Origin of the sequence: Rhizobium sp. Root491 (assembly GCF_001427205.1) — a bacterium.
GTDB classification, from domain to species: domain Bacteria; phylum Pseudomonadota; class Alphaproteobacteria; order Rhizobiales; family Rhizobiaceae; genus Agrobacterium; species Agrobacterium tumefaciens.
The window spans coordinates 893,707-908,551 of the sequence record NZ_LMFF01000001.1; the positions used below are offsets into that span (position 1 = coordinate 893,707).

At 57.8% G+C, this 14,845-nt stretch carries 15 protein-coding genes; all 15 read right to left on the reverse strand.

All coding sequences use genetic code 11. The annotated features are described in order from the left end of the window. Positions 1-14: 14 nt before the first annotated feature. The 15 genes from fliR to ASD46_RS04505 all read right to left on the reverse strand — a co-directional run bounded on the left by fliR (position 15) and on the right by ASD46_RS04505 (position 14,633). Complete coding sequence (fliR, locus tag ASD46_RS04435; protein WP_003515118.1) at positions 15-770, reverse strand: flagellar biosynthetic protein FliR; 756 nt, start codon at positions 768-770, stop codon at positions 15-17. Next, positions 767-2,854, reverse strand: coding sequence for a flagellar biosynthesis protein FlhA (gene flhA, locus ASD46_RS04440; RefSeq protein ID WP_003515116.1), 2,088 nt, complete (start codon positions 2,852-2,854; stop codon positions 767-769). Before flhA ends, fliR begins: the two co-directional genes overlap by 4 nt. Positions 2,855-3,013: 159 nt before the next feature. Beyond that, positions 3,014-3,280, reverse strand: a complete 267-nt coding sequence (locus ASD46_RS04445) for a flagellar biosynthetic protein FliQ (protein WP_003515115.1) — start codon at positions 3,278-3,280, stop codon at positions 3,014-3,016. Between the two features lie 49 nt (positions 3,281-3,329). Continuing rightward, entirely contained in the window at positions 3,330-3,800 is a 471-nt protein-coding gene (gene flgD, locus ASD46_RS04450) for a flagellar hook assembly protein FlgD (protein WP_003515114.1), read from the reverse strand. Further along, positions 3,791-4,240, reverse strand: a complete 450-nt coding sequence (gene flbT, locus ASD46_RS04455) for a flagellar biosynthesis repressor FlbT (RefSeq protein ID WP_003515113.1) — start codon at positions 4,238-4,240, stop codon at positions 3,791-3,793. The genes flgD and flbT overlap by 10 nt, the downstream gene beginning before the upstream one ends. Further along, entirely contained in the window at positions 4,237-4,581 is a 345-nt protein-coding gene (gene flaF / locus ASD46_RS04460; RefSeq protein WP_003515112.1) for a flagellar biosynthesis regulator FlaF, read from the reverse strand. The genes flbT and flaF overlap by 4 nt, the downstream gene beginning before the upstream one ends. 34 nt (positions 4,582-4,615) lie before the next feature. Next, complete coding sequence (locus tag ASD46_RS04465; RefSeq protein ID WP_003515111.1) at positions 4,616-5,719, reverse strand: flagellar hook-associated family protein; 1,104 nt, start codon at positions 5,717-5,719, stop codon at positions 4,616-4,618. Positions 5,720-5,722: 3 nt separating this feature from the next. Further along, positions 5,723-7,201 carry a flagellar hook-associated protein FlgK gene (gene flgK / locus ASD46_RS04470; protein ID WP_025592484.1) on the reverse strand — a complete coding sequence of 493 codons (1,479 nt, stop codon included), beginning with the start codon at positions 7,199-7,201 and terminating at the stop codon, positions 5,723-5,725. Between the two features lie 22 nt (positions 7,202-7,223). Further along, positions 7,224-8,504 carry a flagellar hook protein FlgE gene (locus tag ASD46_RS04475; RefSeq protein WP_003515108.1) on the reverse strand — a complete coding sequence of 427 codons (1,281 nt, stop codon included), beginning with the start codon at positions 8,502-8,504 and terminating at the stop codon, positions 7,224-7,226. 104 nt (positions 8,505-8,608) lie between these two features. Continuing rightward, positions 8,609-9,280, reverse strand: a complete 672-nt coding sequence (gene rem / locus ASD46_RS04480) for a transcriptional activator Rem (RefSeq protein ID WP_003515107.1) — start codon at positions 9,278-9,280, stop codon at positions 8,609-8,611. 282 nt (positions 9,281-9,562) lie between these two features. Beyond that, positions 9,563-10,129, reverse strand: a complete 567-nt coding sequence (locus tag ASD46_RS04485) for a lytic transglycosylase domain-containing protein (protein WP_019564301.1) — start codon at positions 10,127-10,129, stop codon at positions 9,563-9,565. Further along, a complete protein-coding gene (locus tag ASD46_RS04490; RefSeq protein ID WP_025592479.1) occupies positions 10,077-11,432 on the reverse strand; it encodes a flagellar hook-length control protein FliK in 1,356 nt (451 codons plus the stop codon). Before ASD46_RS04490 ends, ASD46_RS04485 begins: the two co-directional genes overlap by 53 nt. Further along, on the reverse strand, positions 11,429-12,706 hold the full coding sequence (gene motC, locus ASD46_RS04495; protein ID WP_025592478.1) for a chemotaxis protein MotC: 1,278 nt from the start codon (positions 12,704-12,706) through the stop codon (positions 11,429-11,431). Before motC ends, ASD46_RS04490 begins: the two co-directional genes overlap by 4 nt. Next, the gene (locus ASD46_RS04500) at positions 12,703-13,986 is read right to left on the reverse strand and encodes a MotB family protein (protein WP_019564303.1); all 1,284 of its coding nucleotides are present in this window, start codon (positions 13,984-13,986) and stop codon (positions 12,703-12,705) included. The genes motC and ASD46_RS04500 overlap by 4 nt, the downstream gene beginning before the upstream one ends. Beyond that, positions 13,983-14,633, reverse strand: coding sequence for a hypothetical protein (locus ASD46_RS04505; protein ID WP_025592477.1), 651 nt, complete (start codon positions 14,631-14,633; stop codon positions 13,983-13,985). The genes ASD46_RS04500 and ASD46_RS04505 overlap by 4 nt, the downstream gene beginning before the upstream one ends. Between the last annotated feature and the right edge of the window lie 212 nt (positions 14,634-14,845).

The window sequence follows — 14,845 nt, forward strand, 5'->3', positions numbered from 1 at the left end:
GCGTTTTCTCCAGATCAGAAGCCGATGAAGACCGGGCCGAAACCATCCACGAATTGCCGGATGAGGGCCGCGATCGACAGGTAAAGCATGAAAATACCGCCCGCGAGAACGAAAGGCGTCGATATGAAGTAGACCGGTATCTGCGGCGCCAGCTTGTTGATGAGGCCGACCGCAACGTTGAACATCAGACCGTAAATTACAAAGGGGCTGGCAAGCCGCAGCATGATGGAAAAGGAGGCGCGCAGCGTGTCTGTCAGGGTTATCAGCATCTTCTGGCCGCTGATGAGCGCGCCGACCGGTGTCGTGGCGTAGGAATCGACCAGCGCCCGCAGGACGATATGATGGAAATCCAGGATGAACAGCACCATGAGCCCACCGAAGGTGATGAAGTTCGATATCTGGTTTTCCTGCACGTCTTCAACGGCATCCGCTCCGCCGGGAGCGCTAAGCCCGATGGATGCGCCGATGAGCGCGCCCGTGAACTGGAAGCCGAGCGTGTAAAACCGCGCGATCAGCCCGTACATTGCGCCAATGACGATCTCGGTGAAGATGAGGCCGACAACGGCGCCCTGGCTTGCGCCGGAGACTTTCGGATAGATCGTATCCCACAGTACCGGCAGAAGCGCCATGGACACCGCAACGCACAGGAGAATGCGTATCTGCGGCGAGATGCGCGAACTGGAAAAGCCCGGCATGGTCATGAAGCAGGCGCCGATACGGCAAATTGCAAGGAACAATGCGATAATTGTCCCTTGCGGGTCGGTTATCATGAAATGGCGCCCAGAATCTTGATCTCCAGCCCCTTGGCCAGTTCCACATGCGAGAGAACCGGCAGGGTCGCAAAGAGTCGTTCGATGATCATGCGCACATAGGACCGTGTTTCCGGCGACGTGACAAGGACAAAGGGTAGTCCGCGATCCATGAATTCACGGATAACTTTCGATGCCTGCTCGGAAAATTCCTCGAGATGGCGGGGATCGATATCGAATTCGACGATTTCGCCCTTTTGATCGCGCTTGAGCGCCTGATGGAAGACCATGTCCCATTTGTTGCCGAGGCGAAGCACACGCAATACGCCATTGTCGGCAAGATCGCCGCAGAGCTGCTGCGACATGCGCACCCGTACATGTTCGACGATCTGCTCGGTCTTGCGCACATGCGGGGCAAGTTCGGCGACCGCTTCCAGAATGAGATGCAGGTTGCGGATCGACACACGTTCGGCGAGCAGCAGTTTCAGCACGGCCTGCAGGCCGGAATAGGACATGTGCGACGAGCAGATTTCGTCGGCAAGCTTCTTGTATTCCGGGTCCAGCCGGTCGATGAGGATCTTGACGTCCTTGTAGGACAGCAATTGCGGCAGATTGTTGCGAATGACTTCGCTCAGATGCGTCAGCACCACAGAGACATTGTCGATCGGGTGGAAACCTTCGCGCTTCAAATCCTCGGTGAATGTCTCGAGAATGGAAACGGCCGGCATGCCGAAGGCGGGTTCGCGGATTTCGTCGCCCGGAATGCTCGGCTTGCGCCCTGCCCCCGTCACGACAAGAACATCGCCAACGCGCAGATTGCTCGACGCGATCGTCGTGCCATGGACACGGATCTGGTAGGCTTTTTCCGGGATCATGATGTCGTCGGAGACCTTGATCTCCGGCACCACGAAGCCGTATTGGGTCGCGAATTTCTTGCGCATCTTGCCGACACGGAAAGCCAGTTCCTGATGCGCGCCGAGGAGGCGGGTCGAAACCTGCTTGCCGAGGGCAAGTTCGATTTCGGACGTCTTGAGGACCTGCTTGACGGAGTCCTTTTCCGCTTCGTTGGTCTGGAGAACCTTGTCCTCCTCTTCCTGACGGCGCTGCGCGCTTTCCGCTTCGACCTGGCGCGGAATATACCAGCTGCCGAAGGCCATGATGCCGCCCAAAAGCGTGAAGGGCAGGAAGGGCAATCCCGGCATGACGGCAAGAAGCCCCATCAGCATGGCTGCGACCATCAAGGCACGCGGATATCCGCTCAGCTGATTGATGACGGCCTGATCCGTCGATCCCGAGGTGCCGCCGCGCGACACCAGAAGGCCGGCCGCCAGCGACACGATAAGGGCCGGGATCTGCGAAACGATACCGTCGCCGACCGAAAGCTTTACGAAAACATCGGCAGCCTCGCCGATCGGCATGCCGTGGCGGAAGTAACCGATGATGATGCCGCCGAAAATATTGATCGCGGTGATGATCAGGCCGGCGATCGCGTCGCCGCGTACGAACTTCGAGGCACCGTCCATCGAACCGAAGAACGAGCTTTCCTCTTCCAGCTCGCGGCGACGGCGTTGCGCTTCCTTTTCATCGATGATGCCGGCGGACAAATCGGCATCGATCGACATCTGCTTGCCGGGAATGGCATCCAGCGTAAAGCGCGCGCCGACTTCGGCGATACGGGTGGCACCCTTGGTGATAACGATGAAGTTGACGGTGATCAGGATCAGAAAGACGATCAGACCGATCACGAAGTCGCCGGACATGACGAGGCTGGAGAAGCCCGCAATCACGCCGCCCGCCGCCGTGGGCCCCTCGTTGCCGTGCGAAAGGATGACACGCGTCGTCGCAATGTTCAGCGACAGGCGAATCATGGTCGCGATCAGCAGCACGGTTGGAAAAGACGAGAAATCCAGCGGACGCTGGATCCAGAGCGCCACCATGAGGATGAGGACCGAAAGTGCTATGGAAAAGGCCAGCCCGACATCCACCAGAACGACCGGAATCGGTAGGAACAGCACGCAGAGGATCGACACGATGCCCAATGCGAAACCGACATCCCGCATGCTCGGGCTTACCTTGGGCAAGGAAATGACTGGTGGTTGCGCCATAAAATCGTCCTGTCTCTTCATGAGAAGGGCGACGGAAAAGCCGCCGCACGGTTCCGCGGCACCGGTTTTCTAAAATCGCTGACGCAATTCAGCCCGATGCTTCAGCCTATCCCTAGTCGCTGAAGCTTGCGCGAGGATGGCATCCAGACGGGACGGGCGTCAGAAGCCCGACTGAACCCGCGAAAAGACGAGATTGGAAAAAAGGGCGATCTGCGCGCCCACAAACGGGGCGGCAACGCCGAGAACGATCATGATCGTTACGATTTTAGGGACAAAGGTCAGCGTCATTTCCTGAACCTGGGTCAGGGCCTGGATGAAGGCGATGGCGACACCAACGATCATGGCCGCGAGAACGGCGGGACCGGCCGCGACGAGAACCGTCCAGACTGCCGCCTGCATGATATCAAGCGCATCGGCCTCGTTCATCGTCGCATCCTTTATTCCGGAAAGGCGGCATCATGCCGCCTCTTCAATGTCAGGAACCTGCCGGCACGTCCGAATCGGTGCCGCTATCAGGTGTAGTCGCGATCGGACCGTTCGAGAAGGTCACACCGGCCTGCAGCAGCACTTTGTCACCAGCTTCTGTGATGGCGACGACGCCGTCCGAATAGACTTCGACTTCCTTTACCACGCCGGTGACCTTGTCGTCGGCGCTCTTGACCGTTTTGCCAACCAGGTCGGAAGCGCGCGTCAGGGCTTCGGCCTGCAGCATGCTCTTCAGATGGGTGTTGGTCTTGATCGTCTGCTCGACCTGCGAGAAGCTCGCAAGCTGCGACATCTGCTGGCCGGCATCCATCGGGCTGGTCGGATCCTGGTTTTTCATCTGGGCGATGAGAAGCTTCAGGAAGCTGTCGTAGTTAAGCGAGGCCGCGCTTTTGTCGTTGCTGCTCGCCCCGGCATTTGCCCAGGGGTTAGAGGCTGCCGACGTGACTGCATCTACCGCCATGGTGCGATCTCCTTGCGAATCTGCTCGATCGTTGCGGGGGTCATTTCCTGATTGTTGAGGATCTTTTCCTCGGTCGGGTACAGGCCACGAATGGCCTTCAGCGCTTCGAAAGCCTTACCCGAGGCAACCAGACCGTCGATACGCTTGAGTTCGGCCAGAATCTCCTCATGCTGGAAGCAATTCAGCAGCATGCTCACGGATTTACGGAACAGGTTCGTCGACTGTTCGCGTCCTTCCGGATTGATGAGGATCATCTGGGCGATGAAATAAAGCTGTCTGAGCGGCGTCGTCGCCTGCTCCGGCTGCAGGACGTGGTTTTCAAGCAGGAACGTGACGTCGTTCAGGAATTCGAGGGCCACCTTGCGATCCACCCGCAAAACCGCGCCGTTGATGAAAATCTTTTCGCCCGATTTCAGCGAGATTCGAAGTGTACTTTTCATTTCAGTCCATCCCTGATGATGGTTGTCACGTCAATTATACCCTGGAAATTCGTCGACTGACGTTTCCGGATCAGTTCGCACTCTTTCAAAATCCAGATCGCGATCGAAATCAGATTTGCCCTGAGTTCCATGGCCAGCTGGTTTTCGGGCTGCTTGAGGTCCTCAATGAAGCGGATCCAGACCCGTCGAGTGTAAAAAAGCGCTTCGATCGTGTGGCGCTGGGAAGAGGAATCCTTTGCCTCCACCAGTAGATCGATCGATTTTGTCAACGCCTGCCGCTCGCGATCCTTCGCGTCTGCGACACCATCCTCCATGATTTCGGCGTAGGAAAACTGGTACATTCATGTATCCTTTATCTGCCGCCACCCCTGTTCATCAGAGGTAGTTTACCAGACTCATTTTTTGCAGACGCGACGTAAGGCTGTAGGCAATTTCAATCTGCTGCTGGAGCAGATCCAGGCGTGTCTTCACCTCGTAGGTATCGATCCCCTCGATATCCAGCAGATGAGTCTCGATGATCTTTTTCTGGGCGGCGAGCGAGTCGTTCGCTTTCGAAACACGGCTTTCGGAAAGGCCGAGCTGGCTCTGCTGCTGGTTCAAACCACTAATGACCGTGCCTATATTGGTCACCGACCTGGTTGCCACCAATTCGCGAACGTCGCTTGGGACCTTGTCATCAAGGAACGTCATCGCCGTCATTGCTGTCATCGCGAAATAACGCATGCCCTGCGAGTTGCTGTTGGTCGATGTCTCGACCACCTCGTTCTGGCTGATGCGGCTCGTCATGTTCGTGTCGCTCGCCTTCGACCCATAGGTCGTCCAGAAATCGTAATTCTGGCCGGCCGTCAGATCGCTGTGCGGTGGGTTCGTAACCGGCGTAGTACCGTTGAACACGCCTTCGATACGGGTCATGAATGCCGCGGCCTGATCCTTGGACAGGTCGGCAATGTTACCGACCGCAGGTGTCTGTGCGGCCATGAACGCGTTCAGCTCAACCTCATAGGCTGCCTTCAGCGTCGATCCTTCGGCAAAGTAGTCATCGATAGGCTTCACATCCGTATTGATGCCGGAAAACAGAAATTCGCCACTGACTGCCGTATTGGCAAAACCGGTGAAGGTGTTGAACGCATTCGAAATGGTTTTGGCGACCGTTGCCAGCGTTGGTGCTGCGCTGCTGGTATTCGGAACAAGAACCTTCTGAATTTCCTGGGCGGCCTTTGCCATGCCATCAAGTGCCGCCTGAGAGGACTTGAGGCGCTGCGTGGCGATGGAATTGACGCTGACGAGCGAAGAGAGACGATCGACATCGCGATTAAGGTCAAGACTGCGGGCCGTGTTGGCACCCAGCGTCACGCCCAGGTCCGCATGTTTACCCGTGGTCAGCTCGGTATTGAGGTTCGTCATCTCAAGCTGGGCCTTGAGGATGGTGCTGCGCATGCTGTTCTGCATCGCCAGCGATGAAATGAAGGACGTTTTCATCTATTACCTCACCATATCCATCAGCGACTTGAGCATGTCGTCGATGGTGGTCACCAGCTTCGTGGCGGCCTTGTAGGATTGCTCGATATCCATGAGCAGCGAAAGCTCCTCATCCAGGCTGACGGCAGTATTGTTCGAATAGGAGGTGGCGGAGCGCTCATAGAGCGCGCTTTTCGCTTCGTTTGCCGAAGTTGCGCCGGATCGTTCCTGTTCGAGCCACCCCACCGAGTTGGTGCCGTATTTCAGGATGCTTGTATTCGTATCGATACGTGTCGACGCGGCAAAATTCATGGGCGCGTCAAAAGCAGTGACATAGCTGTCGATCAGTGCGGAAAACCCGGTTCCGCCTGAAGTTGTGCTGTTGATTACATAAGCGGTACCGTTGATACCGCCGTCACGCAACAATTCCGGGTTTCCACCTTTGGAAATAATTAACGCAGGGTTGACGGTAATGCTCGCAGCGAGCCCGGGATAGACAACACCGCTTGCCGGAATGGTTGTGGCCGCAGGGGAGCCGTAGGTGAAGAGGCCTGGCATCTTCGGCAGCGTGCTGGTGGGGCTGGCCGGCTTTTCCGCAAACATGGTGATGAGGCCGCGCGCAATTTCGTCGAGCTGGCTCTGCATGGTTGGCGCCAGGTCGTCACGAACCTGCATCAGACCCTGAAGCGAACCTTCCGCTGTCGTGTTGCTGCCGCTGCTCGCCTTGATCGCGACGCCATCAACGTAGATCGCGTTCCCCGTGACCGTCGCGTCGTAGCCCGGCTGCGCCTTGAAAGTAACCTTGCGCGGTACAACTTCGAACAGGGTCGCGCCATCCGCCGTGTAGAGCGCCACGTCGTTGTTTTCACGATTGACGACGTTGATCCCGATGATGGACGAAATGTCCTTCAGCAGCGTCTCGCGCTGGTCGAGAGCATCACTTGGATTGCCGCCGATCGCGGTCTGCGCCTTGACCTCGTTATTGGCTTCCTCGAATTTCGCGAGCAGGCCGTTCAGCTTGTCGACCTGAAGGGACATTTCCTTGTCGGCACGCAGGCGCATCGCCTGCAACTCGGACGAAGCCTTGTTCAGGGAATTGGCGACGTCCACGGCTGATGTAACCGCAGTCGCAGCAAGCGCGGAATCGCTCGGCTTTGAGGCGTAACCGTCGAGGCTCTTCAGCAGTTCCTTCATATAGGTGGCAGGCGAACTCTCGTAATCGTTGCCGCCGAAAAGGCTTTTCATCTCCTCGAGCCCGGTCAGAACGGTTTTCTGGCCGGAAGCGAGTGATGCACTGGAGATCGTCTGCCTCAGGAGGCTCTCATTCTGGGCACGGCCGTTGGCGACAATACTTGCACCTGACATGGTCGTACCGAGAATGGCGGTTCGCTTGACGTAGTTCGCATTACTCACATTGGCAATGTTTTTCGAAGTAACGTCCGTCTGCTTACCTGTATTGTTGAAGATCGACTGCGCAGTATTCATTGCTGACGTGAGCGACATTCATTTGTCCTCGTGAGAATTACTATCTCTTCAGATTGATCAGGACATCCATCAAATCCGACCCGGTCTGGAAGACTTTCGAATTCGCTGTATAGATACGCTGGGATTCAATCATATCGGTGAGTTCGCTGGCGATATCGACGTTCGAGCCCTCAAGCGCACCCTTCTGGATGTAACCGAAGCTGCCCGTCTGCGGGAAACCGATGGTGACGACGCCCGACTCGTTGCTCGGCAGATAAACGTTGCCGTTCTGAGGGGAGAGGTTGTCGACGCTCGGCACCGTGGCAACCGCCAGCTGGTAGATGTTGCGGCGGCCACCATCCTGATAGACTGCAGTCACTACGCCGTCCTTGCCGATTTCCACGTCCTTGATCTGGCTCGGGCCGTTACCGTTCAGGATCGCGGTGCCGGGCGTGAACTTCGTCGAGAACTGCGACATGTCGGACAGGTCGATACTTATTGCCTGCGGGACGCCGCTGACCGTGTCGTTGATGGTGATCGACTTTTGAGAGGTAGGTGTGAGCTTATTGGTCGCCGGGTCGAATGCCAGCGTGACTGATTCCTTGACAAGGTTCGCTGCTGGGGTCGCCGTGTAAGGGAAGCCGCCATTGGTCGACTGGTCCTGACGATAGACTGCCACTTCCCAGGTATTGGCGCCGGTCTTGGTGTAATAGAAATCGTAGAGAACCTTCGCGCCACCGCTGTCGTACGCCGTCAACGATGTCTTGTTACCGATCGTCGATGTTGCAAGGTTGTCGCTCGGACGCGAGCCCGCCGCAACAGCGGCTTCATCGCGATTGAGGTTGGCCGGGAAGCTGCCCTGCGTGGAGGGCGATGCTGTCAGGCCGAAATTATTGACGTTGACGGCCTCAAGGCCGGTAAAGCCGTTGACGACGGCAGCTGGCGCATTTGCCCCGTAGGGGTAACCCATCAGCTGGAAGCCCGCTGCGTTTTCCAGGTAGCCTTCCGCATTTTTCACGAACGAGCCGGCACGTGTGAGATAAGGCGTGCCGCCACCATCCTGAACCACGAAGAAACCGTTGCCCTGAATGGCAAGATCGGTGCTCGACGTGGTGTAGGACAGGTTGCCCTGCTCTGAAATGCTGTAGCGAACGTTGGACTGCACGCCGCCGGATGCATAGCTGCCCGACGAGGAGGGCAGAACGAGCGAGGAGAACGACGTCGATGCGCGCTTGTAGCCGGTGGTGCTTGCGTTAGCGATGTTGTCGCCAACGGTTCCCAGCTTGTTAGCCTGTGCATTCATGCCGGACACACCGGTTCGCATAGTGCCGAAAATACTCATTCAAAAACCCTCGTGGTCATCTTCAGGGAGAAGGTAAAGCGTTTGGCTTGCGTGAAGCTGTCTGAAATACCGCGTTTGAAAAAGACCACGCGGATGAATGAATATTATTGCCAATCAATGCTGTAACCGAGGAAACGCTTGGAATCGACCGGATCGTAGCCGAGCTTCTTGCGAAGCTTCTTGCGCAGCTTGCTGATGTGGCTTTCCACGACGTTCTCTTCGACGTCATCATCGAAGATGCCGTAGATGGCATTGAAAATCTGCGCCTTGGAAACGCGGCGTCCGCGATTGGCAATCAAATATTCAAGGATGCGGCGCTCGCGTCGCGGCAAGGCAAAGACCTCGCCACCGACTTCGGGATCACGACCGTCGGAGAAAACCCGGATCGGTCCCGCATCGGTGAAATTCGAGATAACCTGCAGGCGGCGACGGATCGCCGCCGCACGCGCAAGGATTTCACGGGGGTGAACCGGCTTGCGCACGACATCGTCGACGCCGCTGTCGAACAGCGCCAGAGTCGATTCCAGCGAGGGCTGGTCGCTGACCGCGATCACCGGTGCCGTCGTGCGATCCCTGATCGCCTTCGGCAAGGAGAAGCTCCGGTCGCCCTGACCGATCAGGAATGCCTCTACGGCCGCCAGATCGCTGTCCGCTGCCGTCGAGACCCATTCCCCGAATTCGACCGGATCGAAACCGGTCGAGGGGATGCCCTCACGCCCAAATAGAGAAGTATAGCCGTCTTTAACGAGCTCGCGCTCATCAACCACTACGATCATTCGTCCGCCTCCGAATCAGTGTGGTGTTTTCCAATGCGGCATTGGTACGAATCGGGGGATTCAGCGACAACTGTAGGAAATCATCGATAGTTATTAATAATTGATTAACCATTTTGTGCCGATTTGATCTATATATAGTGGTTGTTAACCATATACGGTACAAAATTTTTGTGTAAAAATTTCAAAAATCCGAAAAAATCGCTTGCGACGCCTTTTTTAGGGCTTTCTCTCGCCACATTTCAAATTGCGAGTCCTTGACCGCACCAAAACAATCGATGGTTGTTATCCGTCGCAGAAATTTTTCGCGTTGGCGGTCCATTTTCCGTAGCCCGTCGCCACCAGATTGGCGATCACCCGGCAGACATATTTCTTTTGAGCCGGGTCGTTGTTGGGCCCGGCATGATAGCGGGCGACCGCCATGGTCCAGGTTTCATGCCTGTTGTGGAGATTGCGCAGGAACATGGCGGCATATTCGACATTGCGGCGCGGATCGAACATTTCACGCGCGGATGTGAAGTTTTCGCCATGGAAATAGTGGTTTATCTGCATGCATCCGAGGTCGATCAGCTTGGCGCCGTTGCGCTTTGCCGTCTCGAAAGTGGTCAATGCCTCCTCGGTGGAGGAGGCAAATACCGGTTTTCCCTCAATATTCATGGCGTTGGGGTCAAGCCGACCCTTGCGACCGGTCTCGGTCAGGCCGACAGAATAGAGAATTCCCTCCGGCACGCCGTATTTGCGGGCGGCGGACTGAATTTCCCTTTCACAGACACCTGACGTTGCCGAAGCGGAGGCGTTTTCAGAGGTAAACGCCGTTGTCAGCAGAAGTGCGGGCAGAGCCAAGAGCGCCATCCATGCCTTCATTATGCACCCCCAAATTATCACCATTGCCCTGCCGTCCGCCGCGTGTGCCGGACTCGTCACGGTTGCGCCCTGCGGCGGCCTGTTGGCCCTGCTGCTGCGCCTGCTGATTTTGCTGATTGTTGGCTTGTGTGCCCGTTTGGTCACTCTTGTCAGAAGAAGCAATGCTGATCGTGATGTTATCGACCGTCAGACCCTGCGCCTTGAGGCCCTCGAGGATGCTCTTGCTGTCCTGCTGAAGCTTTTTGTAGGCGGCCACGTTCTCCACCGTCATGTGAACGGCAAGCTCATCGCCGGCAAGACGCAACGACATCGTCACCGATCCCAGCTCGATTGGCGTCATGTGCAGCTTCAGCGTATGGACGACTTTGCCGGTGCTGCTCTGGGCCGCCTCATTGGACAGCGACGAGCCGGGCTGCATGGCGCTAACCCATTCAGAATCATTGGCGATGAGGCCAGTCAGAGCCGAGGCGTTGGATGAAGGTGCCAGACCAATGAACCGCCGCGAATCAAGAACGGTAATCGTCTCGGTCGCCTTGCCACTGCTTTCCCGGGCATCGAACTCGACGCGGCCATCCCGCTGAACCGTACTCATATCGAGAGCGCGGGCCGTGCCGGAACGAGGAGATGCGAAGCGGAATGCCGAGGCGTCGCCTTCAGTGCCCGATCCGGATCCGGCTTCGTTTCCGGCAAGCTCGGTCCGTGCGTGCATGTCCTTCGCCAGAGTCTCAGCCTTACCCCTGACAGTTTCAACCTTTTCGGATTTGACATCGGCCTTGCCGGCAATCGCCTGCGCAATTTCCTCAAGGGGCGTCTTGGCTGTCACGATATCGCCGACATTGGCCGTGAGCGTCTGCAGCTCTGCCAGCTTCGGATCGATTGCATCCGCCGCCGTCTGGCTCTCCTTGTCGGCGTCCTTGACCTTCTTGCCAGGTTTGCCGTTTTCAGGCGATGTGTGCGCCGTCTTAATCGCATTCTGAAGCTCCGCCAGCGCCTCGTGACCATGGCCTTCTCCGGAATGGTCCTTGACGAGCACGTTCAGGAAGCTCGGGGGCCGCTTGACCGGCACATCCGTCTTTTCAGCATCGTCATCCGGTTGCACATTCTGCTCCTCAGCCGATCCCGCTTCCTGCTGATGACGCGAATGCGGTGCCTGCGGCGGGCGCTCTTCCCTGACCGTCGCGAGGGTGTCGCCGAAACTTCCGCCTTTGGCGTCGTCCCTCACACTGGCGCTGCCAGCGCGCGGATCGTTATATGGCGCATTCACTATCGCGTTGATGGTTGCGTCGATCATGGTGCCCCCTCGCCTTTCTTCAAAAGGCTGTCGATTTCATCGAGCTTACTGCGGCCGCTCGTCACGAGTTGCCGGACGTTCTCGCCCTCATCCTCAGCCTTGTGGTTTTCAACTCTCCATATGCCCTTGGTCTCGGCACTGGCCGCCTCATTCGCGGGCGCGCCCGACCCGGCCCCCTGCCCTGCCGTGACACCGGGATCGGCGCCAGGCTGCGGGGAAGGCGGACGAACCACCTGGTCGGCGATTGCCCTTGCCGCGTCCCGCAGGGCCCTGTCGCGATCCGAAAGCTGGGCCTCGGGAATTTGCCCGATTGTTTCAATCGCGCTCACCACATCGGGCGTGCCGATATTGGAAAGGCTTTCATAGAGATTTGCCTGAACTTGCGGCTGGTCCGGCATATCCGGCGACAGCGTTTTCGCCTTTAACGCCGCCATGCGCGCCAGCGAATCCTTGCCGCTGATCGCCGCGAGACGGGACAGGCGCAGATAAGCTTCCTTCTGCCTCTCCGCGTCCATCATGGCGAATGTTTCCTCTATCGTGTCGTGCCCGATGGAATCGACACGTTTGACCACCAGTGAGACCAGAAGGTCCGCGAACTGGCTGGCATAGGGCGAATGCAGGAACCGCCGCGCGTAACGCTGTGCATATTCGACGCCACGCCCGGCATCGCCGTCTTCAACGGCGATAGCAAGCGAGCGGCGGAGTGCAGCCTCCTCCACGATGGTACCGGGCGCTTCGAGCCGGGCTATGTCATAGAAACCGAGGGCAGCCACCGGATCGCGGGGGATCGTCACATTGCCGCCGATCAGTGCGAGATAGGCGCCAATTCTCGTGCCGCGATACTCGGGCACCATGGCCGCGATGCTCTGGGCGACCAGCGTTCCCTTGCCGGACAGATATTTGCGCAGAATATCGGCGACGCGGCTGTCGAAATTGCCGTCCACATCCCGCGCGACGAGCAATTCGAGCGTGGCCGGATTGCCGCCGCTCATCGCGTAGACAAGCGCCGCATCGACATTGCGCGGATCCTTGAAGATCGCCGAAGGTGCGCTCTTAAGCCGCTCGTCGATCGTCTGGAGCAGAAACCGCTGCATTTCGGTTGCTGAATGGTCTCCCATGGTGACCGAATCCTGCACGAACTGCAGGGAGCGCAACATGGCATAGGGCATGAGGTTGTCTTGCGATTGCGCAAAAACCTTCGCCGGTTCGGCACCGAGACCACACAGTGTCGCCGCAAGAAAAACCCAACGTTTCGAGGATTTCGTCACACTCACCCCCGATCGGCCTCAAGCAGGATTTCGATACGGCGGTTCGCATTCGCCAGCGGGTCTGCCGGCACCTGCAATCTGCGGTCCGCAAAACCCGAAACCTGTTTCACCCGCTCTTCCGACAGGCCGCCGCGAACCAGCATGTAATAGGCGCTATGCGCGCGGTCCATGGAAAGCCGCCAATTGTCATTGGCCTCACCCTTGAACTGGCGTCCATCGGTATGGCCGCGGATCACCACGCTGCCGCCACGCTCCTGAAGCAACTTGCCGATCTTCTCCATGGCCAGGACCATTTCGCCGCGGGGCACAGCCGATCCGACATTGAACATCGGCGTTTCCGTCTGGTCGGAAATGGTCAACAGCAATCCGCCTTCGGCGGGCGTCACCACCAGACCTTCGGCGAGCTTGCCGCTAATGCCGGATATCTGCTTCTCGATCTCTTGGCGCAGCTCTTTGGCCTCTTCCTTCTGCGCAGCAGTACCTTGCTGCTGCTCCGGCTGAGGCTGCGTAAGTGCTGCCTGCTCTGCGGCACCCGGCCGCTGCTGCGGCACCACGGCGGCGACTTCCATGGCCTTGCCGTGATCTGCACCATCGGCTGGCTGCTGAGACGATTTAGCCGCAACCGCTTCATTATCCTTGGCAGCGTCCTGCTGCTTGTTCTCGGCAGATTGCTGCTGTTCGACCGGATTTTGCTGCTGGTCCGCACGTGTGATCTTCACCTGCTGGGTCCAGAAATCGGGATCGAAGGGATCGCGGTAAGCCTCACCGCCGCTCGCACCCGTCGCCGGGCCGGAATCGGCAGCACCACCTTCGCCCTTGGCGCTGACATTGGCCTGCTGCCCGACCTGCTGGGCAATTTCCGCCAGAACGGAATAGGGATTCTCGAAAAAGTCCGCTTCGGAGAAGTTCGACTGCTCCCCGGTCTGGGAAGTCAGGTCTTCACCTGTCGCAGCGGCCGAACCCTGGGTGACCTTTTCCGCCTTTATGTTGGACTGGTCTTTCTTCTCGACGCCCTCTTCCTTGTCCACGGGTTTTTCCAGCCCCTTGGACGAGGGTTTCTCATCGGACAGCTTTATCGGATTGAAATAGCTGGCGACCGAGGCCTTGGTTTCCTCGTTTGCGGCGTTGACCAGCCACATGACGAGGAAGAACGCCATCATGGCCGTCATGAAGTCGGCATAAGCGATCTTCCACGCGCCGCCATGGGCGCCATCGTGCCCGCCCTTGTGGCGTTTGACGATGATGATCTCGTTCTTGCCGTGGTGGTGATTTTCGCCTTCACTCATTTCATCACCTTGCGAAGACTGGACGCCCAGGCGGACATGCGCGTGACGAACACGCTTTCACCCAACTCAACGGAGAGATCGATATCTGTCGTCTCGGTAAATTTCATCGTCTCTTCTTCAAAGCCCGGCTGCGTCTTCAGCTGCTCAAACAAATCTTTCGGGCCTTTCACGACAAGGGTCACGGCCTCGCCATCCGGCATGGAAGCGCGAACGACATCCGCAAGCGCCGAAACCGCCTTCAGCGACAGCTCTTCGGTCAGAACCGGGGCAAGGATATTGGCGGTCTGTTCGCTGAGATTGGTCGCGATCGCATCGATGCCTTCACGCAGCCTTAGCGACAGGAAAACGGCAATTTCTTCCAGATAGACGGAACGTAAGCCTTCGAGTTCTGCGGCATGAGCAGCAAGAAGCTCCTCGCGCTCGGCCTGCATTTTCTCCGTGATCTCGCGGGTCGCATCCTCGTGACCACGGGCATAGGCGGCCTGCTTTTCGCTTTCGACGTCGAGCGGCTCGAATTCATCGAAACCGGCCGCAATATCGCCAAAACCGGAAATGCCGTCGACATCCGCCAACGGTTCGCCGAACGTCAGTCCCGCGGGCTGCACGTCACCGAAATCCTTGAGATATCTTGCAATGGACGCGCTCATGCCCGCCCCCGGCAAAACAGGCCAAAGGGGCGAGACATGTTTCGTTGCCTGCGATCAAAGCCGTTTGGCGGCACCACCGTCATCCTTGCTACCCTGCCCGTCTCTTCAATTGTTTCCGGCCGGATCACGCCATGCGATCCACCCGATATTGCCCCGACGTTAGGTGTTCAAACTTGTGCGAGGATGAAGGCGGGCCCCGTTTTCAGAAACCT